Origin of the sequence: Lysinibacillus sp. FJAT-14745 (genome assembly GCF_001275675.1) — a bacterium.
Classification (GTDB): Bacteria; Bacillota; Bacilli; order Bacillales_A; family Planococcaceae; genus Lysinibacillus.
Genome location: NZ_LITM01000009.1, coordinates 61,872 through 82,881, shown reverse-complemented (window position 1 = coordinate 82,881; position 21,010 = coordinate 61,872). Strand labels below are relative to the sequence as shown.

22 protein-coding genes and 1 riboswitch are annotated in these 21,010 nt (G+C 38.4%); of the genes, 20 read left to right on the top strand and 2 right to left on the bottom strand.

Annotated elements, in window-relative coordinates; translation table 11 throughout:
- Window positions 1-56 precede the first annotated feature (56 nt).
- The 10 genes from dnaJ to AMS59_RS15605 all read left to right on the top strand — a co-directional run bounded on the left by dnaJ (window position 57) and on the right by AMS59_RS15605 (window position 9,362).
- On the top strand, window positions 57-1,166 hold the full coding sequence (gene dnaJ, locus AMS59_RS15650) for a molecular chaperone DnaJ (RefSeq protein ID WP_053484674.1): 1,110 nt from the start codon (window positions 57-59) through the stop codon (window positions 1,164-1,166).
- A gap of 21 nt (window positions 1,167-1,187) precedes the next feature.
- Entirely contained in the window at window positions 1,188-2,129 is a 942-nt protein-coding gene (gene prmA / locus AMS59_RS15645; RefSeq protein ID WP_053484673.1) for a 50S ribosomal protein L11 methyltransferase, read from the top strand.
- A gap of 82 nt (window positions 2,130-2,211) precedes the next feature.
- Window positions 2,212-2,949: a 16S rRNA (uracil(1498)-N(3))-methyltransferase gene (locus AMS59_RS15640; protein ID WP_053484672.1), complete on the top strand. Its 738-nt coding sequence runs from the start codon at window positions 2,212-2,214 to the stop codon at window positions 2,947-2,949.
- 807 nt (window positions 2,950-3,756) lie between these two features.
- Window positions 3,757-5,106: a tRNA (N(6)-L-threonylcarbamoyladenosine(37)-C(2))-methylthiotransferase MtaB gene (mtaB, locus tag AMS59_RS15635; protein ID WP_053484671.1), complete on the top strand. Its 1,350-nt coding sequence runs from the start codon at window positions 3,757-3,759 to the stop codon at window positions 5,104-5,106.
- 38 nt (window positions 5,107-5,144) lie between these two features.
- Entirely contained in the window at window positions 5,145-5,594 is a 450-nt protein-coding gene (locus AMS59_RS25360; RefSeq protein WP_234007820.1) for a hypothetical protein, read from the top strand.
- Window positions 5,595-5,866: 272 nt separating this feature from the next.
- Window positions 5,867-6,538 (top strand): deoxyribose-phosphate aldolase, encoded by a 672-nt coding sequence (deoC, locus tag AMS59_RS15625; protein ID WP_053484669.1) that lies wholly within the window; start codon window positions 5,867-5,869, stop codon window positions 6,536-6,538.
- A gap of 885 nt (window positions 6,539-7,423) precedes the next feature.
- Complete coding sequence (locus AMS59_RS15620) at window positions 7,424-7,909, top strand: DedA family protein (protein ID WP_053484668.1); 486 nt, start codon at window positions 7,424-7,426, stop codon at window positions 7,907-7,909.
- 257 nt (window positions 7,910-8,166) lie between these two features.
- Complete coding sequence (locus tag AMS59_RS15615; protein WP_053484667.1) at window positions 8,167-8,394, top strand: spore coat associated protein CotJA; 228 nt, start codon at window positions 8,167-8,169, stop codon at window positions 8,392-8,394.
- Entirely contained in the window at window positions 8,387-8,650 is a 264-nt protein-coding gene (locus tag AMS59_RS15610) for a spore coat protein CotJB (RefSeq protein ID WP_053484666.1), read from the top strand. The genes AMS59_RS15615 and AMS59_RS15610 overlap by 8 nt, the downstream gene beginning before the upstream one ends.
- Before the next feature lie 142 nt (window positions 8,651-8,792).
- Window positions 8,793-9,362, top strand: a complete 570-nt coding sequence (locus AMS59_RS15605; protein WP_053484665.1) for a manganese catalase family protein — start codon at window positions 8,793-8,795, stop codon at window positions 9,360-9,362.
- A 57-nt stretch (window positions 9,363-9,419) separates the two neighbouring features.
- Here the strand turns inward: AMS59_RS15605 and AMS59_RS15600 are convergent, their stop codons facing one another.
- The gene (locus tag AMS59_RS15600) at window positions 9,420-10,076 is read right to left on the bottom strand and encodes a TrkA family potassium uptake protein (protein WP_053484664.1); all 657 of its coding nucleotides are present in this window, start codon (window positions 10,074-10,076) and stop codon (window positions 9,420-9,422) included.
- 25 nt (window positions 10,077-10,101) lie between these two features.
- A complete protein-coding gene (locus AMS59_RS15595; protein WP_053484663.1) occupies window positions 10,102-11,439 on the bottom strand; it encodes a TrkH family potassium uptake protein in 1,338 nt (445 codons plus the stop codon).
- 133 nt (window positions 11,440-11,572) lie between these two features.
- Window positions 11,573-11,715, bottom strand: a riboswitch (cyclic di-AMP (ydaO/yuaA leader).
- 245 nt (window positions 11,716-11,960) lie between these two features.
- Here AMS59_RS15595 and rpsU point away from each other — a divergent pair.
- The 10 genes from rpsU to AMS59_RS15545 all read left to right on the top strand — a co-directional run bounded on the left by rpsU (window position 11,961) and on the right by AMS59_RS15545 (window position 20,994).
- Complete coding sequence (rpsU, locus tag AMS59_RS15590; RefSeq protein ID WP_004227078.1) at window positions 11,961-12,134, top strand: 30S ribosomal protein S21; 174 nt, start codon at window positions 11,961-11,963, stop codon at window positions 12,132-12,134.
- A 326-nt stretch (window positions 12,135-12,460) separates the two neighbouring features.
- Window positions 12,461-13,789, top strand: a complete 1,329-nt coding sequence (locus AMS59_RS15585) for a nodulation protein NfeD (RefSeq protein ID WP_053484662.1) — start codon at window positions 12,461-12,463, stop codon at window positions 13,787-13,789.
- Between the two features lie 3 nt (window positions 13,790-13,792).
- Window positions 13,793-14,797, top strand: a complete 1,005-nt coding sequence (floA, locus tag AMS59_RS15580) for a flotillin-like protein FloA (RefSeq protein ID WP_053484661.1) — start codon at window positions 13,793-13,795, stop codon at window positions 14,795-14,797.
- Window positions 14,798-14,823: 26 nt separating this feature from the next.
- A complete protein-coding gene (locus AMS59_RS15575; protein ID WP_053484660.1) occupies window positions 14,824-15,312 on the top strand; it encodes a hypothetical protein in 489 nt (162 codons plus the stop codon).
- A 55-nt stretch (window positions 15,313-15,367) separates the two neighbouring features.
- Window positions 15,368-15,628: a hypothetical protein gene (locus AMS59_RS15570; RefSeq protein WP_053484659.1), complete on the top strand. Its 261-nt coding sequence runs from the start codon at window positions 15,368-15,370 to the stop codon at window positions 15,626-15,628.
- Entirely contained in the window at window positions 15,618-16,736 is a 1,119-nt protein-coding gene (locus tag AMS59_RS15565; protein WP_053484658.1) for a sporulation protein YqfD, read from the top strand. The genes AMS59_RS15570 and AMS59_RS15565 overlap by 11 nt, the downstream gene beginning before the upstream one ends.
- A 2-nt stretch (window positions 16,737-16,738) precedes the next feature.
- The gene (locus AMS59_RS15560; RefSeq protein ID WP_053484657.1) at window positions 16,739-17,695 is read left to right on the top strand and encodes a PhoH family protein; all 957 of its coding nucleotides are present in this window, start codon (window positions 16,739-16,741) and stop codon (window positions 17,693-17,695) included.
- A gap of 345 nt (window positions 17,696-18,040) precedes the next feature.
- A complete protein-coding gene (locus tag AMS59_RS15555; RefSeq protein WP_053484656.1) occupies window positions 18,041-20,161 on the top strand; it encodes an HD family phosphohydrolase in 2,121 nt (706 codons plus the stop codon).
- A gap of 8 nt (window positions 20,162-20,169) precedes the next feature.
- Window positions 20,170-20,643: an rRNA maturation RNase YbeY gene (gene ybeY, locus AMS59_RS15550; protein ID WP_053484655.1), complete on the top strand. Its 474-nt coding sequence runs from the start codon at window positions 20,170-20,172 to the stop codon at window positions 20,641-20,643.
- Entirely contained in the window at window positions 20,644-20,994 is a 351-nt protein-coding gene (locus AMS59_RS15545) for a diacylglycerol kinase family protein (RefSeq protein WP_053484654.1), read from the top strand.
- Window positions 20,995-21,010: the final 16 nt, after the last annotated feature.

Genomic DNA, 21,010 nt, shown 5'->3' with positions numbered 1-21,010 from the left:
GTTTTTTTAACTGCGTGATACAATAGATTTTATGCAAAAAGAGCGGAGTGTGAATCATGGAGAAACGTGATTACTACGAGGTGCTTGGTTTAACGAAATCGGCTTCTAAAGATGAAATTAAAAAAGCATACCGTAAATTATCAAAGCAATACCATCCTGACCTTAATAAAGAGCCAGGTGCAGATGAAAAATTCAAAGAAATCGCTGAAGCTTATGAAGTATTAAGTGACGATCAGAAAAAAGCACGCTATGATCAATTTGGCCATGAGGATCCAAATGCAGGCTTCGGAGGAGGAGGCGGCTTTGGCGGCTTCGAGGATATTTTCAGCTCATTCTTTGGTGGTGGCGGTCGCCGTCAGGACCCGAATGCACCTCGTAAAGGTGATGACCTTCAATATCGTATGAATATTTCATTTGAGGAAGCGATTTTCGGGAAAGAAACAGAAATCGAAATTCCAAAAGATGAATTATGTGATACTTGCAACGGTTCAGGTGCAAAACCAGGTACTAAACCTGAAACATGTTCAACATGTCAAGGTGCAGGTCAAGTAAATCAAGCTGTAGATACACCTTTCGGCCGTATGATGAATCGTCGTACTTGTTCAACATGTCATGGTACAGGTAAAATCATTAAAGAAAAATGTTCAACTTGTCGTGGCGAAGGAAAAGTTCAAAAACGTAAGAAAATCAAAGTAAACATTCCAGCAGGTGTGGATGATGGTCAGCAAATTCGCGTGTCTGGTCAAGGTGAGCCAGGTATAAATGGAGGACCAGCGGGGGATTTATATATTATGTTCCGCGTTCAAGGACACAAAGAGTTTGAACGTGATGGCGATGATATTTATTTCGAACTAAAACTGACATTCCCACAAGCAGCTCTTGGTGATGAAATTGAAGTTCCGACTGTTCATGGGAAAGTAAAACTACGTATACCAGCGGGAACACAGTCAGGTGCGCAATTCCGTCTAAAAGACAAAGGTGTCAAAAATGTACATGGCTATGGCACAGGGAATCAATATGTAACAGTAAAAGTTGTAACGCCAGAAAAATTAACAGAAAAACAAAAACAATTACTACGTGAATTTGCGGAAATCAGTGGTGATATTCCTGAAGAGCAAGGAAGCTCACTATTCGATAAAATTAAGAAAAAATTCCAAGGTGAATAATTAGAGGAGCTGAAGAGCTACGTGAAGTGGTCAGAATTATCCATTCATACAAAACATGAAGCGGTAGAAGCAATTTCGAATATTTTGCATGAAGCAGGGGCAAGTGGTGTGGTTATTGAGGATTCTGCAGAATTTGCTAAGCCACGTGAGGATCAGTATGGTGAAATTTATGCGCTAAATGAAGCGGATTTTCCAAAAGACGGTGTTATTGTTAAGGCTTACTTATCGGAGTCTAGTTTTTTAAATGAAACAGTCGAAGAAATTAAGGCGGCTATAACAAATCTAACGAACTTCAACATCGATATTGGTGAAAATGTTGTATCGATTGTGGAAGTGAATGAGGAAGACTGGGCAACAGCATGGAAACAATACTATCATCCTGTAAAAATTTCTGAACGCTTTACAATTGTACCAACATGGGAAGAATATGTACCAGTATCAACTGATGAATTAATTATTGAATTAGATCCTGGCATGGCTTTTGGTACAGGAACACACCCTACAACTGTTATGTGCTTACAAGGGCTTGAGAAGGTTGTAAAAGAGGGAGATACGGTAATCGATATCGGAACGGGTTCAGGCGTTCTATCAATTGGTGCAGCCTTACTAGGAGCTAAGAGCGTCCATGCACTTGATTTAGACGATGTAGCTGTACGTTCAGCTCAAGAAAATGTTACGTTAAACAAAGTAGCTGATAAAGTATCTGTATTCCATGGAAATCTATTGGATACAGTAACGGAACCCGCTGATGTCGTTGTGGCTAATATTTTAGCAGAAATTATTATATCCTTTACTGACGATGCATTTACAGTTGTCAAACCAGGTGGATTATATGTCACTTCAGGCATCATTGGCGCAAAACGTGATGATGTAAAAGTAGCACTGGAAGCTTCAGGCTTTGTAATCGAAGAAGTATTATTAATGGAAGATTGGGTAGCGATCATTGCCCGTCGACCACAATAAGTGGACTGAGGAAGCGCCAAATCATGAGCCGAGTGCTTGCGATTTGGCGCTTTCTCTTCTTGCTATAAAGGAGTATGGTAACATGCAGCGATATTTTATTGAGACGGCAATAGAGGAAGCACGTATTGGCGGAGAGGATGCGCGACATATTGAACGAGTAATGCGTATGAAAGAGGGCGAGAAAATCGTTGTAGTTGCACAAAATACCGCCCATATTTGTGAAATTGTAGCCTTTGAAGGAGATGAGGTACACGTTCAAACTACAGGTGACGTTGTTCCTTCTCCGGAGTTACCTGTTCATGTCACAGTGGCATGTGGTTTGCCAAAGGGCGATAAATTAGAACTTATTACACAAAAGGCTACAGAGCTTGGAATGTTTGCCTTGTTGCCATTTGAAGCAGAGCGTTCCATCGTTAAATGGGATAAAAAGAAGGGTGCCAAAAAGCAAGAGCGTCTACAAAAAATTGCAAAAGAAGCAGCTGAGCAATCCCATCGTACACATATCCCAGAAATTTATGAACCAATCTCTTTTAAACAGCTAGTAGAACAAGTTGGCAATTTCGACGCCGTTTTTATAGCAGATGAAGAAGATGCAAAAGCAGAAAAACGCACGAGGTTTGCGGAGAAGCTAAAAAATGTGCAAGACAAGAAGTCAAAATCAATTCTTATGATCTTTGGTCCAGAAGGCGGCATTGCTAGAAAAGAAGCTGATGCCCTGCTTCAAGCCGGCGCCCAAACGATGTCATTAGGACCCCGAATTTTACGAGCAGAAACAGCGCCACTCTATGCACTTTCTGCAATATCTTATGAATTTGAATGAAATAGCTTTTAAACTTGTCAAAAGAGGTTTTTCACACCTTAGCTTTGCAAGAGTAAATGTCATTATAATTGAGTATAAATACATTGGTGACAAGGTTTGAAGAGGTAGAAATCCACCTTAATGACTGCTTAACAAATAGAGCCGATTCAAAAAACTTTGAATCGGCTCTATTACATTGTTCTTCAAAAAACTAGTTAGAATAGGATAAATTAGGATCATCACCGAAACGTGTGGTTGATTTCCGTTCCGACTGGGCGCTTTCCTGGGGGCGTTCGATAAGCCGCTTCGCTTCGCTGCAGGGTCTTATCTGAAACGCTGATCCCCGAGGAGTCGCCCAGTCTCCACTACAATCAACTATTTGCATAGTAAACGTTTTAACAAAAGTCATCCACAACTTTTGGTGATGAACCATAAATTATAACAAGTGTAATTAGTGAATGTAGAATAGATTCAAATCTTCTTTAAACTGTATGAGGGGAAATTTGGGGGTTATTTTATTTATAGTTAGTTTTTTTCAAACAGGACTCCACATGAGGTTGCATAATAAGAGTGTTAAGTGATATAAACGATTAGACCAGGTGCTCAAAACGGTGAGTACCTGATGGAGTAATAAGGACAAAATGGCTGTTTTTTGTTTGTTGGAACAACCAATTATAAAGCAGATACCCAATATTATGGTACCTGTATTTTTATACAAAAAAATAAGCTTAGCCAAAAAGCTAGGCTCATTATCTTTATTTGTGCTATTATAAGACACGTTAATAATTTAATTTATTGTAGTGTACTCTTGAAAGGATGATATATATTATGAGTAACGAGCGACCGAAAATCGTGAGTTTCCATACTCTAGGTTGTAAAGTAAATCATTATGAAACAGAAGCAATTTGGCAACTATTTAAAGAAGAAGGCTATGAACGTACGGAGTTTGATAAGCAAGCAGACGTTTATGTCATTAATACATGTACAGTAACAAATACAGGGGATAAAAAATCACGTCAGGTCATTCGTCGAGCTGTACGTCAAAATCCGGATGCTGTCATTTGTGTTACAGGATGTTACGCTCAAACATCTCCAGCAGAAATTATGGCGATTCCTGGTGTTGACATTGTAGTAGGAACGCAGGATCGTACAAAATTACTTGGCTACATAGACCAATATCTTACTGAACGCCAACCAATTAATGCTGTACGCAACATTATGAAAAATCGTGTCTATGAAGAATTAGATGTGCCTGCATTTACAGACCGTACACGTGCATCTTTAAAAATACAAGAAGGCTGTAATAACTTCTGTACGTTTTGTATTATTCCATGGGCACGTGGGTTAATGCGCTCTCGTGATCCTCAAGAAGTATTGAACCAAGCACAACAACTAGTGGATGCGGGGTATCTTGAAATTGTTCTAACTGGTATTCATACAGGTGGCTATGGACAAGACTTAAAAGATTATAACTTAGCGCAATTACTACGTGATTTAGAGGCGAATGTGAAAGGCTTAAAACGTCTTCGTATTTCTTCAATTGAGGCAAGTCAATTAACAGATGAAGTGATTGAAGTTTTACGTGAATCAAATATCGTTGTTAATCACTTACACATTCCAATCCAATCGGGCTCTGACACAGTTTTAAAACGTATGCGTCGTAAGTATACAATGGAGTTCTTCGGTGAACGCTTAACTAAACTACATGAAGCTTTACCAGACTTGGCTGTCACTTCTGACGTAATCGTAGGTTTCCCAGGAGAAACTGAAGAAGAGTTTATGGAAACGTATAACTTTATTCGTGATCATAAGTTTTCTGAATTACACGTATTTCCGTTCTCTCCACGTACAGGCACACCAGCTGCACGTATGGAGGACCAAATTGACGAAGACATTAAAAATGACCGTGTTCACCGTCTAATTGCGTTAAATGACCAATTAGCGAAGGAGTATGCTTCTCGCTTTGAAGATCAAGTACTAGAGGTAATTCCTGAAGAATTCGTACATGATGGAAGCGATGAGGAAGGGCTTTTAACGGGGTATACAGATAACTATTTAAAAGTAGTCTTTGCAGGTCCTGAAAGCCTAATCGGTCAGCTTGTAAAGGTGAAAATTACCCAAGCTGGATATCCTCATTCTAAAGGACAATTTGTTCGTGTATTAGAAACTGTAAAATAACTATGTAGAGAAACACCGTTCAAACTTTGGACGGTGTTTTGTTCTTTTTTAACTTCTTTCAGTGGGTGACTAAACACCTGCGAAAGCGAAGTGAATACCCGCGGAAGCAGAGGGAATACCCGCGGAAGCAGAGGGAATACCCGCGGAAGCAGAGGGAATACCCGCGGAAGCAGAGGGAATATCCGCGGAAGCAGAGGGAATACCCGCGGAATCAGCGGGAATACCCGCGAAAGCGAAGCGAATACCCGCGGAAGCAGCGGGAATACCCGCGGAAGCAAAGCGAATACCCGCGGAAGCAGAGTGAATACCCGCGGAAGCAAAGCGAATACCCGCGGAAGCAGAGCGAATACCCGCGGAAGCAAAGCGAATACCCGCGAAAGCGAAGCGAATACCCGCGGAAGCAGAGGGAATACCCGCGGAAGCAAAGCGAATACCCGCGGAAGCGAAGCGAATACCCACGGAAGCAGAGGGAATACCCGCGAAAGTGAAGCGAATACCCGCGGAAGCAGAGGGAATATCCGCGAAAGCGAAGGGAATACCCGCGGAAGCAAAGCGAATACCCGCGAGAAGTGAAGTCGCGGAATCGAATGTGCAAGCACAAACTCGATTCCGGATGCAATTATGCCGAGGCATAATGAATTAGTTTCTACAATAGTTAGAATTCATCTAATTGCATTCAAAATTAGACGGCAACGTGAAAAAATGTTATGATGCGAGAGAGGTACGTACAACTTGTTGATAGAAGGAGAGTCTAATAAAAATGGAACAAAATTTCGCGCGTATGATTGATCACACATTATTAAAGGCTGAAGCAACTAAAGAGCAAATTGAAAAACTATGTGCAGAGGCAAAACAGTTTAACTTTGCTTCTGTTTGTGTAAATCCAACTTGGGTAAATTATAGCAGCGAGCTTTTACAAGGCTCAGATGTTTTAGTTTGTACAGTAATTGGCTTCCCTTTAGGTGCTAACACGCCAGCTGTTAAAGCATTCGAGGCGAAAGATGCAATTGCTAACGGTGCTCAAGAGGTAGACATGGTTATAAATATCGGTGCATTAAAGGATAAAAACTATGGCCTTGTGCAAGCTGATATTGCTGCAGTTGTTGAAGCGGCAAAAGGCAGTGCACTTGTAAAAGTAATTATTGAAACTTGCCTTCTAACTGAGGAAGAAAAAGTAAAAGCATGTGAGCTAGCTGTTGCAGCAGGTGCTGATTATGTAAAAACATCAACTGGTTTTTCTACTGGAGGCGCAACAGCAGAAGATATTGCTTTAATGCGTAAAACAGTTGGCCCGGATTTAGGTGTAAAAGCTTCTGGTGGTGTACGAAGCCTAGAGGATATGAAAAAGATGATTGAGTCTGGGGCAACTCGTATCGGAGCAAGCTCTGGTGTAGCTATTATGAACGGATTAATCGCAGATTCTAATTATTAATAGTAATAAAAAATACTTATAGTAAATATTTCGGGGCTGTTCAATATGGACTAGCCCCATGTCCATGTTTACAATTTTTTATTGTACAATTCGTGTGTCGTAACTTCTTCTTTAATCCCCACAATTGAAATCCCTCAGCAACAATTATGCCTCGGCATAATTGTTGCTGACGCTTCGCTTTCGCACAGAAAACATTAGTTGCTGACGCTTCGCTTTCGCACAGAAAACATTAGTTGCTGACGCTTCGCTTTCGCTACAGAAAACATTAGTTGCTGACGCTTCACTTTCGCTACAGAAAACATTGGTTGCTGACTCGCAGATAAACAATGCATCCGGAATCGGTTTTGTGCATGCACAAAGAATTCCTATCCCATTTCCGTGACATCCGCTGAAAGAAGTTAAAATTTGAGCAAGTTGATAAATTCCCTTAATTAGTGATGATTTATATCAAAAATTTTAACCAATTGATATATTGTAATTGTTTCATCCATAAAACCCCTCTTTTTAACTCATTGTAGTTGATGTATTATGAATAGTAATTGCAAAAATGATAGGGAGGAATTTTATTATTTTTATGGTTTTATAAATATAAAATCTATACTATTTAAAAAGTGCTAAATTGATTATTGGACTGATTAATTTTTTCTTTATAAGAACATTGTATAGATACGAACCAAATTCTTACATAACCTAGTAACATCGATAACATAGAAAGATTAAATGCGTAGAATTAATGGGTCAATCATCCGTTATTACTATTATTAAATCTTAATTGCCTCTCCGTTATTAATAATCATTCCAGGGTTTTAATTGCAAAAAAAATGGGGAATATATGATGTTTGATGATAAAGGTAACGAATTGTACTAAAAAAGGAGAAACTATCCGTGGAAATCATAAGTAGTTTTATAAGTCAATATGGATATCTTGCTATATTTTTACTTTTATCTTTAGGGATAATTGGCTTACCCATTCCCGATGAGATTTTGATGACGTTTGTGGGATTTATGTGCCATGAGGGGCATTTAAGCCTTCCATTGAGTATACTTTTAAGCTTTCTTGGCTCATCTACTGGTATGATCATTAGCTATTTAATTGGAAATAAATTAGGGAAACCTATAATATTAAAATATGGAAAATGGATTGGTCTCAATAATAAACGATTTACTAAAGTTGAACGATGGTTTCATCGATTTGGACCATGGACAATAATTATAGGATATTATGTTCCAGGTATTAGACATGTAACAAGTTACATGTCTGGAATAACCCAGATGAAGTTAAGGACTTACCTTGCTTTTGCTTGTTTTGGAGCTTTGACGTGGGTAATTATTTTTATTTCTATAGGATATTTTGTAGGTGTAAATATATAAAGATTTCGGTTAAATTTTTCTTTATAGTTTCAATGGAACTAAAATGCATAATAAGTACAAAATACAGCTCGTGTTTTTCAAAATGCGAGCTGTATTTTGTGTTCGCATTGATCTTGTCAAGGGAGTTATTACCTATGACATGCGATCTTTTACGTTTAGTTTGAGCAAGCCATTAACAGCTTAACACTAGTCTGAATAATAATTTAATCTACCTCATATACTCCACTGATGTAATTGATTACAGAAGGGAGGATACAATGTTTACGCAATATAAATATTGGAAGCCTTTTATTAGCCCGTTCGATCCATGTCCACCTATAAGGGTGAAAAGCTTTTCTACACCGCCCCAATTATATATAGGTTTTCAACCGCCTGGGCTACCACAATATCAAACCCCTACAGAAGCTCTCAGATCTGGCACTTTATGGCCTCAATTATTTAGCCCCTATCCAAATCCTCAAGAAGGAGGGATAAAGAATGAGTAAAAAGATGCCACCCGAATTTTATAAGCTACTTGAAGAAATACAAGCCATTGATTTTGTAATAGTGGAATTGAATCTTTATTTAGATACTCATCCTCACGATTATGATGCTATTCAGCAATTTAATGAAAACACTGAAATAAGTATGCGACTTAAGGTTGAATTTGAGCAAAAATTTGGTCCGCTTATGAATTTTGGGAGAAGTTATTCAAATTATCCTTTTAATTGGATTGATACACCTTGGCCATGGCAAGTCTAACTTCTTTCAGCAATTGTTTAAGTAGCGAAAGCAACGCGTCAGCTACAAATGTTTTGGGAGTTCTTTGTGCAAGCACAGAGCCGATTCCGGATGCAATTATGCCGAGGTATAATTGATTATGAGTAACTAGGAGGAATTACTTTTGTGGTATTATGAAAAGAAGCTCCAGTATCCAGTTAGAGTGAGTACTTGTAACCCTATGCTAGCTAAATATTTAATTGAGCAGTATGGTGGTGCAGATGGAGAATTAGCAGCAGCACTGCGATATATGAACCAGCGCTATACTATTCCCGATAAAGTGGTTGGTTTGTTAACAGATATAGCAACAGAGGAATTTTCTCACTTAGAAATGATTGCCACGATGGTTTATAAACTTACGAAGGATGCCACTCCAGAGATGCTAAAAGAGGCAGGACTTGGAGAACACTATGCTAATCATGACAGGGCATTATTTTATCAGAATGCAGCGGGATCACCGTTTACGGCAACTTATATTCAGGCTAAAGGGGATCCGATTGCTGATTTGTATGAGGATATTGCAGCTGAAGAAAAGGCACGAGCGACCTATCAGTGGATTATTGATTTATCTGATGACACTGATTTGAATGATAGCCTAAAATTTTTACGTGAACGAGAGATCGTCCATTCTCTACGTTTTAGAGAGGCGGTAGAGATTTTAAAAGACGATAGGGATAGCAAGAAGGTCTTTTAAAAGAGGTGAATAGGCTGTGTCAAAAGAAAATTCCTTTTGACACAGCCTATTTGATTACTATTCAATATTTGCAAATAAAGCAAGATCCTTCCGATGACCAATCATGACTAATAAATCTTCTTTTTCAATAAGCTGCTCAGGGGAGGGAGAAATGATAATGTCCCCTTCTCGAACAATGGCAATGACACTTACATTATACTTTGCACGAAGATCTAAATCTCGAAGATTTTGTCCAGCCATCTTTGAAGGAATCATAATTTCTTCTATACTGTATTCTTTTGATAATTCAATATAGTTTAGCATGTTAGGTGAGAGAAGCTGATTGGCAACTCGCTCTCCCATATCTCTTTCAGGATAGATAATCCAGTCAGCTCCTACTTTATCTAAAACTTGCCCGTGTCTTTTTCCAAGAGCCTTTGCAATTACTTTTTTGATTCCGAGTTCTTTTAATAATGATACGGTTAAAATGCTCGACTGCATATCATTGCCTATTGCTACGATGACATAATCGAAATTGCCTATTCCTAAAGCGGTAAGAGCTTTTTCTTCTGTCGTATCCGCGACTACTGCATGTGTAACATATAGTTCGGCATCTTCGACTCTTTCCTCATTAATATCGATTCCTAACACTTCCTGGCCAGCTTCATGTAATCTGCGAGCTACACTTGTTCCAAATCTACCTAGGCCAATTACAGCATATTGTTTGATCGTCATTGCACTCTACTCTCCTTTATTGTGATTACCCAATCATAATATTTCCTTTAGGATGACGGAATGCCTCAGATTTCCGTCGTTTTGCTATAGCAAAAGCAATAGTTAATGGACCTAATCTACCTGCAAACATTGTAAGTATGATGACTAGTCGACCACCAGGTGATAGCTCAGGAGTTAATCCCATCGATAGTCCTACTGTACCAAAAGCAGAGGTGGCCTCAAATAAATACATCATAAAATTATGTCCTTGCTCGGTAATACTTAAGACAAATGTGACGAATATAACAATCATCATTCCACACATTGTCACTGTTAAAGCTTTAAAAATTGTTTCGTTAACTATTCTACGTCTAAAGAGGACAACATCTTCTTTACCTCTAATTTGTGACCACATCGTAGCAATTAAAAGCGCGAAGGTTGTTATTTTTATTCCCCCAGCAGTGGAACCGGAACCTGCTCCAATGAACATCAGCAAGATGATTAAAAATAGTGTAGATTGTGTTAAATCTCCTATAGAAAGGGTATTAGAGCCTGCAGTCCTTGGGGTAACAGCTTGGTATAATGAACCAAGAACTTTGCCCCATTCAGACAAAGGTCCAAGGGTTTTACTATTTCCATATTCAAATAAGAAAATTAAAATCGTAGATCCAACTGTTAAAATAAGCGTTGTAGTTAATACAATTTTTGAATGTACGGAAAGGCGTTTTGTTTCCCGATATTCATAGAGTTCATTTATGACGATAAACCCTAGGCCACCAATTGTAATAAGAGCGCAAATTGTTAAAACGATAAACGGGTCGTCTACATATTTGGTCAACCCATTAAAGCCTCCCATTATATCAAATCCAGCGTTATTAAAATTCGAGATGGAATGAAAGAAGCCAAAGTATATAGCTTTACCTACAGGCATATCGAACGAAAAACGGATAGATAAAATTAAACCACCTATTAATTCAATTAGTGCAGTAAATAGTAGTATCCTTCTAACCAGTTTAACAAGACCAGCCATTGTAATATTATTGAAGGCTTCTTTTAATAAAAGTCTTTCTTTTAAGGAAATTTTTTTTCCTAATAGTAAAAATACTAATGTTGCAAACGTCATAAAGCCTAATCCACCAATTTGGATAAGAAATAAAATAACTAATTCTCCAAAGACAGAAAATGTATCGCCAGTATCTACAACAATAAGTCCTGTTACACACGTGGCAGAAGTGGCGGTAAATAAGGCATTTAAGAATGACAGTCCCTCACCATTCTCCGTTGCAATAGGAAGTGTTAACAAAAACGCTCCAATAAGGATAATAGTTGCAAAGCCCAGCACAAGTATTTTAGGAGGATTTAATTTATTTTTAACAGTTTTCATCTTACTCTCCTCAATGTTTTGAATTCACCTATAAAATGTTAAATTGACATAATAAAAAGACCAACTGTTTATTGTATGTTTCAAGATTATGTAGGCATAAAAATAAACATACTAACTAATGGTGGTCTAATATGACCTCCTTCGCTTGAGCCGACGAAGTTAGCTGACGGGTAGAATGGCGAAAGAGATTCTCATTCCTTCTGCAAATGCAGAATTAACCCCAAAATACTGGGTCCTCCGTTCTCATAAATAATTGAGATTTGGCGAATATATAATTGAATGTGATTATTCTACGCCCATATTCTATTTTTTGTAAACCTTTAATTTTTAGAAAGACATATTTATTGTGTTCAAAAAGTAAGCTGGAAATTCCTAAAGAAATAAAACCAAAAATTCATCAGATTTATTCGTACACTTTCTATTGACCATTTTTAGACAATACGTTATAATTCTTTAGTACACAGCAGATGGTTATATACCTATTTGTGTATTGACGTGTGTTCGGAGGGAGGGAAAGAGAGATGTCAAAAACTGTCGTTCGCAAAAACGAATCGCTTGAAGATGCTCTTCGCCGCTTCAAACGTACTGTATCAAAAAGTGGTACAATTCAAGAAGTTAGAAAGCGCGAGTTCTACGAAAAACCTAGCGTAAAACGTAAAAAGAAATCAGAAGCTGCACGTAAACGTAAGTGGTAATTTAATTTCCCATTAAAAATCCCTACGTTCATAACACGCAATTGTATGATTCACTGAGCAGACAAAAATATACCTGAAATTAATCGCATGCCGATTAATTTCAGGTATTTTACTATAAGCTCTCAAATTTACGTACATATTGGAGAAGCCGAATGTGATCCCTGAGATTCATTCGGCTTTTATGTTATATACTGATTCTATATTCGGTTATTAAAGCCCCGTAAATGAAAAATTCACTGTATAATATAATTATTAGGATTTATGAAACTTTTTGGTTAATCAGCCGTATATACAGAAGAGAAGCATGTTAGAGGGGAGGGAAAAAGATGCGAAGACGAAGAATCCTCAGCTATTTATTAGTTATTTGGATGACATTTTTGTTAGCGTTTCCAATAACGTCGGCTTTTGCAAGTAATAAGGTCTACCACATACCTATTCATAATGAAGTAGAACGAGGACTTCACGCATTTTTAGAACGAGCTTTTAAAGAGGCGGAAGAAAACGATGCAAAGGCGATTATTTTAGACATTCATACGCCTGGCGGTTTCGTGAATGCAGCCGGTGATATTGCTATGCTTATGGATGCTACAGATATACGTAAGATTGCGTATATTAACAAAGACGCGCATTCTGCAGGTGCCTTTTTAGCCTTACATGCGGATGAAATCTATATGGTGCCAAATGGGACGATCGGGGCGGCTGCAGTTATTGACTCAGCAGGAAATGCGGCAGACTTAAAGGCTCATAGTGCATGGGTTGCTCAAATGGAGGCAGCTGCAGAATCGAAAAAACGCAATCCGAAATATGCACGAGCAATGGCTGATGCATCTGTTGATTTACCGGAATTTCGAGCAGGAGAAGGGCATTTATTAACCTTTTCTGCTTCGGAGGCAGAAAAGGTTAGATATTCTAATGGAACGGTTTCGAATTTCCAAGATCTTTTAAAAGTAACGCAATTAAATGGTAGTGATATCGTTTCAATTGAGCCTACTTTTTCTGAAAAACTTGCTCGTTTTATTACGAATCCGATTATAGTTCCGATTTTATTGTCGATTGCAAGTTTGGGACTTGTAGTTGAGCTATATTCGCCAGGTTTTGGTGTTCCAGGTATAATGGGATTGTCAGCACTTGGATTATTTTTCTTCGGTCATATGGTGGCAGGCTTGGCAGGTTATGAAACATTACTTTTATTTATTGTAGGCTTGGCGCTTGTTATTGCGGAATTTTTTGTCCCCGGAGGTATAGTTGGTATTTTAGGTGGTGTGCTAATATTACTAAGTCTAATACTGGCAGGTGCGAACATGATGCAAATGATTATAGCGATATTCATTGCGCTTATTGTAGCGATAATAGGAATGGTGATCCTGATGAAATTTTTCGGTAAAAAATTGCATGTTTTAAACAAGCTAGTCTTGATGGATGCGACAACGACGGAAGATGGCTATGTATCTAACGTGAATCGCACAGAGCTGCTCGGAAAAGTGGGTACAACGATTACACCACTTCGTCCAGCAGGTACAATGCTATTTGGTAGTGAACGCATTGACGTAGTATCGGAAGGTGGCTATGTTGATGCCGAGAAACATGTAGAAATTATTAAAGTAGAGGGCTCACGTATAGTTGTGAGACAAACAGAAAAAGAGATGGAGGAATAACAAATGGGATTTGATTTAGCTTTAATAGGTCCAATTGTAGGGCTAGTCTTATTATTCATTGTTGTCGCGGTATTCTTTACCTTTGTACCAGTGGCGCTGTGGATTTCTGCACTTGCTGCAGGTGTCCGCGTTAGTATTTTCACATTAATCGGTATGCGTTTACGTCGTGTAGTCCCATCACGAATTGTAAATCCATTAATTAAAGCGCATAAGGCAGGTTTACCTGTAACAATCAATCAACTTGAAAGTCACTATTTAGCAGGTGGTAATGTTGACCGTGTAGTAAATGCGTTAATCGCGGCCCATCGTGCAAATATTGAGTTAACATTTGAACGTTGTGCGGCAATTGATTTAGCTGGACGTGATGTGTTAGAAGCGGTACAAATGTCTGTTAACCCGAAAGTGATTGAAACACCATTTATTGCAGGTGTTGCTATGAACGGGATTGAAGTAAAAGCGAAGGCACGTATTACAGTGCGCGCAAACATTGAACGTTTAGTCGGTGGTGCTGGTGAAGAAACGGTTATTGCCCGTGTAGGTGAGGGGATCGTTTCTACAATTGGTAGCGCCACTAGTCATACGACAGTTCTTGAAAATCCTGATATGATTTCCCAAACAGTATTAGCAAAAGGCTTAGATTCTGGGACAGCATTTGAAATCTTATCGATCGATATTGCAGACGTTGATATCGGCAAAAACATTGGTGCTGAATTACAAATTGAACAAGCACAGGCTGATAAAAACATTGCCCAAGCGAAAGCTGAAGAACGTCGTGCAATGGCTGTAGCGAACGAGCAAGAAATGATTGCACGCGTACAAGAGATGAAGGCAAAAGTAGTAGAAGCAGAAGCTGAAGTACCACAGGCAATGGCAGAAGCTCTACGTTCAGGTAATCTTGGTATTATGGACTACATGAACTACCGCAACATTCAAGCAGATACAGCTATGAGAGACTCCATTTCTAAAGTAAGCTCAGATAAAACAGAATCAAATGAACCTAACGAATAAAAAACTGAAAGGAGCGGTACTAATAAATGGAACAATTAATTATATTTGCGATAATTGCCATAGTCAGCTCTATTTTCGGTAAATCAAAAAAGAAAGAACAAAAACCAATGCCTCCTTTCAATAAGGATTCACATGTTGAGCCTCCTGTTGTAAAAAAAGAAGAGATGACTCCAACGCAACGTCCTACTTCTAAACCACAGAGCTTTGAGGATTTTGCGCGTGAATTTATAGGTGAATGGAAAAATGAACAGCCAAAAGTTGAAGAGCCGAAAAAAATTGTCGAAGAAACAGTAAATAAAGAAAATCAAAGCTATGTAGCACCACCGTTAATCCCAACTGAGAAAATGAGTCGTACTACGAATAGAGAAAGTAACGGTCGTTTGGCAGCTGGGAAAAAAGTTGTGGGAGTAGCTGAATCACAATCGGCTTTTCAATTACCAAGATCAAAAAAATCATTAATGCAGGCTGTTGTAATGGCAGAAGTTTTAGGTCCTCCAAAAGCAAAAAGAAAATAACTAGCATGTCCTCCTTTTTCGATGCATATATTGCCGAAGAAGGAGGCATTTTTTTATGAGAAAACTATTTCAATTAACGCCACTAATGGAATTATTACAATATGAAACATTAAAAATCATTGGGCCATATCGTTTTCTACATGCTGATGCTTCATCATGCTCTTTTATCTATGCAGATTACCATATTACTGTGCGTGGAAAATCAGTGGAAATTAATGCTCTTAAAGAAGAAATGCTTCATCTTTCTGTAGAGGATTTACAGGAGCTTCATATGAAAATGACAAAAGATATGGGTGTGAACGATAATGTGGAATAATCGGCCAATTATCATACGTATAAAGCGCCATGAAAATGTTCATCCTTTTATTCAAGCATTGCATGCACACCATGTGCCATTAAAGCGGATTGTCTTTCGTGAGCAAGAGGTTGCTTTTGAAACAACTATGCATTATCTACCAAAGATTCGCCGTGTACGCAGGCGTTACCGACTTAAAATGGCTGTCTATTATGCTGATGAACTAAAAGTTTTTCGAGCGCAGCTTTGGACTTTGCTTGGCCTAGCGTTGATGATATTAATTCCATTGCTATGTGCACAGATTATTTGGCGTATTGATATTGAGGCGGCAACACCAGAGTTAGAGGAACGTCTAGGAAAGACCTTTGAAGATACATTTCAATTAGAAACACCCATTTCTAAAAAAGACTTACCTTCAGATGCTGTCATTCGTCAGAAGCTACTAGAAGGGCATCGAGATCTTTCGTGGGTGCATATTGAAAAGCATGGTGGCCGTGTAATTTTACGACCTCAGGAGTCCCCGAAACAATCAAAACAAACGAATGAAAAATTAGCGACACATTTAGTGGCAACAAAAAGTGGTGTTATTACTCACTTTAATATTCAAAATGGAGAACGGAAAATTTCAGTCAACGATACTGCTTATGAAGGAGATGTTCTCGTAAGTGGTGTAATTGAAAGTGGTGAAGATCAAGTCTTTGTTGGGGCAAAGGGAGAGGTCTACGCTGACTATTGGCTCGAATGCTCATTTAAAATTCCAAGAAAGCTAACGATGGAAACGCTACAACAGAAGCAGTGGCGTGTATTAGTGAAAGGCATTCATCAAGAAAAAGAAAAAGTTGACTATGTGCAAAAGAAAGAATTACCTAATTGGCTCGATCCATATGTTTCAATTGTTGAGGAGCAGTACACTAAAAAAATACAAGTAGAGCTTGATGAATCTAAAATAGATTCATTGCTCATCCCATTGCTTCATGAAAAGGTACTACGTTCATTACCTGCGAAAACGGTTATAAAAAAAGAAAACCTTTTACAGGTAAAGTGGGGGAATGGTACAGTTGAAGGGAAAGTTCTATTTTTAGTCAATGAAAACATAGCCAGTCCAATACAAGGCCCACAAGGAGAATGATTATGTCAGAACATTTAACTGTATTACAAGTGGATAATCCAAACGAAGCGGTTATGCTACTCGGAATTTCCGATGCAAATATGAAATTAATCGAAGAGGCTCTACACGTTCACATCATTACACGTGGTGAACAAATTCAGCTTGCTGGTGAAGAGGATGCAAAGGAACAAGCGACATTCCTTTTACATGCTCTTTTAAAGGTCATTCGTAAAGGAATTAATATTGATCAGCGTGATGTTGCAACAGCTATTGAAATGACACAAAAAGGAACGATTGAATATTTTGCAGAACTTTATGATGAAGAAATAGCTCGCACGACGAAAGGAAAGCCTATTCGTGCAAAAACAATAGGTCAACGAGAATACATACAAGCAATCCGTCATAAAGACGTTGTTTTTGGTATCGGACCAGCTGGTACTGGGAAAACGTATTTAGCGGTAGTCATGGCAACACAGGCGCTAAAAAACGGGCACGTTAAGCGTATTATTTTAACACGCCCTGCAGTAGAGGCAGGCGAGTCTCTAGGCTTTCTTCCGGGGGATTTGAAGGAAAAGGTAGATCCGTATTTACGTCCTCTTTATGACGCTTTAAACGATATATATGGGTCAGAACAAACTCAAAGACTCATTGAACGAGGCACAATCGAAATTGCACCTTTAGCGTATATGCGTGGCCGTACATTAGACGATGCCTTTGTCATTTTAGATGAAGCTCAAAATACGTCACATCAACAAATGAAGATGTTTTTAACGCGACTAGGCTTTGGCTCAAAAATGGTCATTACCGGCGACAAAACACAAATTGATCTACCAAAAAATACAGAATCTGGATTAATTGTGGCCGAACGCACACTAAAATATGTAAAATCTATACATTTCCAAATTTTAGAACAAGGCGATGTAGTACGCCACCCAATCGTAGCAAAAATCATCAAAGCCTACGAAGAACAGCAACTTTAGAATTGCGCAAAGCGCAATTCTAAAGTCTGCACCGAAAGTGAAGTGAAACGTAACGGCAGGTGCAACTGGTTTAAAAAAGTCTGCACCGAAAGCGAAGCGTCAGGTGCAACGGGGTTTAAAAGTCTGCACCGAAAGCGAAGTGACCTCAGGTGGGACTAAATTTAAAGTCTACACCGAAAGTAAAGCGATAAATATAAAATTTAACAAACATGAAAATGGTTGGAAAATGGAAAAATTTGTGACAGCTATACAAATTGTATAGCTGTTTTTTTTCTTTCTTATACATTTTTCGGGAAAAATGTTTTTTGAATTGGTATGATAGTAGATAGATAGAGGAGGTGCCAGATGCAGAAACAATTAAAAAAATTTACAGAACTTATTGGCTTCCGCTACTTTTTAATTGTCGTTCTCATCTTAACAGGAGCCCTACAATTTGCTTTTATGTATGGCAATGTTAAAGGTGTTACATATGATTTTAAACCATTACAACTAGCGCCTGAAACAGTACGATCTACAAAAACGATAGAAGATACTTATAAAACACAGCAGGAACGAGAAAAAGCAACAAATGCGGTTGAACCAGTCTATCAATTTTCTGCGGATGTTGCTAAACAGCGAGCTGCGATTGTAACCTCTTTATTTGATTATGTTCTTGACGTAAAGGCGGATGTTGAGAGTAGCAAAGAACCTATTCCGATTGCCGACCAAGTGGCGCAGCTCCGAAAAAAGTTTGAATCAATAGATTCAGAGCAAATGCCAATCATCTTTACTGATTCACAGCTAGAAGGTTTGTTAGTACAAAGTGAAGCAGATTTAAAAAGAACAAGTACGCAACTATCAAAACTCGTGCAGGAATATTTACAAAAATCCATTCGATCAGAAAATGTGTTTGCGTCTCAAAATGATTTTGAGGCAAAAATTCGTGGACAACGAGGCTACCCAGATAAAATATTTAATACGGTAGTTTTAATTGGACGTACGAGTATTATCGAAAACGAGACGATAAACGAAGAACAAACGAAAATTCGAAAGGAACAAGCGAAGGATTCGGTAGAACCAACTCGAATTCTTCAAGGCCAAATTATCGTACAGGAAGGTCAAATTATTGATAATGAGGCGTTTCGTCAATTAGAGCTTCTTGGTATGGTGAGTAATAAGGCATCGATGAAACCGATTGCAGGGCTGATTATTTTAATCCTTCTAGAAATGATGTTCATGTTTGTTTTATTTGAACGTTGGGATATAGATGAACACAAGAAACGGAATGCCTTGTTGGTAACAGTAATTGTGTATAGTTTATCCATCCTGCTGATGAAATTTATAAGCCTAGTTTCAGGTGGCTTCGATGTTACTGTTGCTTTCCTTTTCCCAACAGCTTTGGCAACAATGCTTGTACGGTTATTAGCGGATGATCGTGCTGCGATACTTATTACGGTTATGACAGCGGCATCTGCGGGTGTTATTTTTCAAGAGGGTTATTCATCTGTCATGCAGATGGAAATTACATTGTATATAATTTTTGGAGGCTTTGCGAGCTTATTCTTTTTGGGCAGTGTAGAAAAGCGTTCGCATATTCTACATGCTGTAGGTGTCATAGGGCTAGTAAATATGTCGTTTATCGCATTTTATTTACTGATGACACAATCTTCCTATGGTATGCCAGAGTTGATGTTTTACTTTATAGCGGCAATAATATCTGCTCTATTTTCAGGGGCTCTTACAATGGGGCTTTTACCATTTTTTGAATCAGCATTTAGTTTATTGTCGTCGTTGCGTTTAATTGAATTATCGAACCCAAACCATCCATTGCTGAAAAAATTACTAATGGAGGCTCCGGGAACATATCATCATAGTGTAATGGTGGCGAACTTAGCAGAAGCAGCATGTGAGGAAATAGGAGCGGATGGATTACTAGCTCGTGTAGGATGTTATTATCATGATATTGGTAAAACAAAACGACCTGCCTTTTTCATCGAAAATCAAATGTCTGGAATTAACCCACATGATTCATTGTCCCCAGAAAAAAGTGCGGAAATTATAATCGCGCATACAACTGACGGGGCTGAAATGCTAAAACGTTATAAGATGCCGCAGGAAATTATCGATATTGCCTTGCAGCATCACGGGTCTAGTCTGTTAAAATACTTCTACTTTAAAGCGAAGGAAGAAGGAAAATGTTTCGATGATACAATGTACAGATATCCAGGTCCGAAACCACAAACAAAGGAAGCGGCAGTTATTAGCGTTGCAGATAGTGTTGAGGCAGCGGTCCGATCGATGAAGGAACCGAATGCAGAGAAAATTCAAAAGTTGGTTCGAGCAATTATTGATGATCGAGTACAAGACAATCAATTTGATGAATGCGATATTTCAATAAAAGAGTTAAAATGTATAGAGCGAGTACTTTGTGAAACGTTGAATGGAATTTTTCACTCACGAATTGAATATCCAAAGGCAGATAAGTAGGAGGATCTATGATTTTAACAATTGATTTTACAGATGAAACAAATGTAGTGGCTGCTGAACATATGGAGCTTGTTGAAAAGCTTTTACAGCATGCAGCGAAACTAGAGAATATTGAACCGGAAACAGAAGTATCAGTGACGTTTGTTACAAATGAAGTGATTCAAGAAATAAACCGAGAATATCGTGACAAGGATCAACCGACAGATGTTATCTCGTTTGCCCTGGAGGAATTAGGTGAGGGAGAAATGGAAGTAACATTTGAAGGGATGCCTCGTGTCTTAGGAGATATTATTATTTCAACGGATCGTACAAAAGAACAAGCAGAGGAATATGGGCATACATTTGAGCGAGAATTAGGCTTTTTAGCGGTTCATGGTTTCTTACATCTACTTGGCTATGATCATATGGAGCCAGAAGATGAAAAGGTGATGTTCGGTAAGCAGGATGAGATTTTACAATCTTTCGGCTTAGGACGAGAATAAATGGATTTTCGCAAATTCGTACGCTCTTTTGGGTATGCCTTTAAAGGTATCATGACAGCCTGGACTGAGCAAAATTTCAAGTCCCATTTGCTAAGTGCTGGAATAGCTTTGATTGCTGGCTATTTTACGGATTTATCACGTATAGAATGGTATATTGTGTTGCTAATAATAGCAATAATGTTAGTACTTGAAATGATAAATACTGCAATTGAACGAGTAGTAGATTTAGCTTCACCTACCATCCATCCACTTGCTAAGCAGGCTAAAGATCTTGCAGCAGGCGCAGTACTTGTATTTGCGATATTCAGTGCTATAATCGGATTACTCATATTTATACCGAAATGGTTTTGATATTACTATTAATCGG

Excerpts from the sequence above, each read along its gene's own strand:
- rpsU (WP_004227078.1), top strand. The coding sequence starts at position 11,961 with ATGTCAAAAACTGTCGTTCGCAAAAACGAATCGCTTGAAGATGCTCTT.
- floA (WP_053484661.1), top strand. The coding sequence starts at position 13,793 with ATGGGATTTGATTTAGCTTTAATAGGTCCAATTGTAGGGCTAGTCTTA.
- AMS59_RS15545 (WP_053484654.1), top strand. The coding sequence starts at position 20,644 with ATGGATTTTCGCAAATTCGTACGCTCTTTTGGGTATGCCTTTAAAGGT.
- AMS59_RS15640 (WP_053484672.1), top strand. The coding sequence starts at position 2,212 with ATGCAGCGATATTTTATTGAGACGGCAATAGAGGAAGCACGTATTGGC.
- ybeY (WP_053484655.1), top strand. The coding sequence starts at position 20,170 with ATGATTTTAACAATTGATTTTACAGATGAAACAAATGTAGTGGCTGCT.
- AMS59_RS15615 (WP_053484667.1), top strand. The coding sequence starts at position 8,167 with ATGTTTACGCAATATAAATATTGGAAGCCTTTTATTAGCCCGTTCGAT.
- AMS59_RS15595 (WP_053484663.1), bottom strand. The coding sequence starts at position 11,439 with ATGAAAACTGTTAAAAATAAATTAAATCCTCCTAAAATACTTGTGCTG.
- AMS59_RS15570 (WP_053484659.1), top strand. The coding sequence starts at position 15,368 with ATGAGAAAACTATTTCAATTAACGCCACTAATGGAATTATTACAATAT.
- AMS59_RS15565 (WP_053484658.1), top strand. The coding sequence starts at position 15,618 with ATGTGGAATAATCGGCCAATTATCATACGTATAAAGCGCCATGAAAAT.
- AMS59_RS15610 (WP_053484666.1), top strand. The coding sequence starts at position 8,387 with ATGAGTAAAAAGATGCCACCCGAATTTTATAAGCTACTTGAAGAAATA.
- AMS59_RS15560 (WP_053484657.1), top strand. The coding sequence starts at position 16,739 with ATGTCAGAACATTTAACTGTATTACAAGTGGATAATCCAAACGAAGCG.
- AMS59_RS15600 (WP_053484664.1), bottom strand. The coding sequence starts at position 10,076 with ATGACGATCAAACAATATGCTGTAATTGGCCTAGGTAGATTTGGAACA.
- mtaB (WP_053484671.1), top strand. The coding sequence starts at position 3,757 with ATGAGTAACGAGCGACCGAAAATCGTGAGTTTCCATACTCTAGGTTGT.
- AMS59_RS15575 (WP_053484660.1), top strand. The coding sequence starts at position 14,824 with ATGGAACAATTAATTATATTTGCGATAATTGCCATAGTCAGCTCTATT.
- deoC (WP_053484669.1), top strand. The coding sequence starts at position 5,867 with ATGGAACAAAATTTCGCGCGTATGATTGATCACACATTATTAAAGGCT.
- dnaJ (WP_053484674.1), top strand. The coding sequence starts at position 57 with ATGGAGAAACGTGATTACTACGAGGTGCTTGGTTTAACGAAATCGGCT.
- AMS59_RS15555 (WP_053484656.1), top strand. The coding sequence starts at position 18,041 with ATGCAGAAACAATTAAAAAAATTTACAGAACTTATTGGCTTCCGCTAC.
- AMS59_RS15585 (WP_053484662.1), top strand. The coding sequence starts at position 12,461 with ATGCGAAGACGAAGAATCCTCAGCTATTTATTAGTTATTTGGATGACA.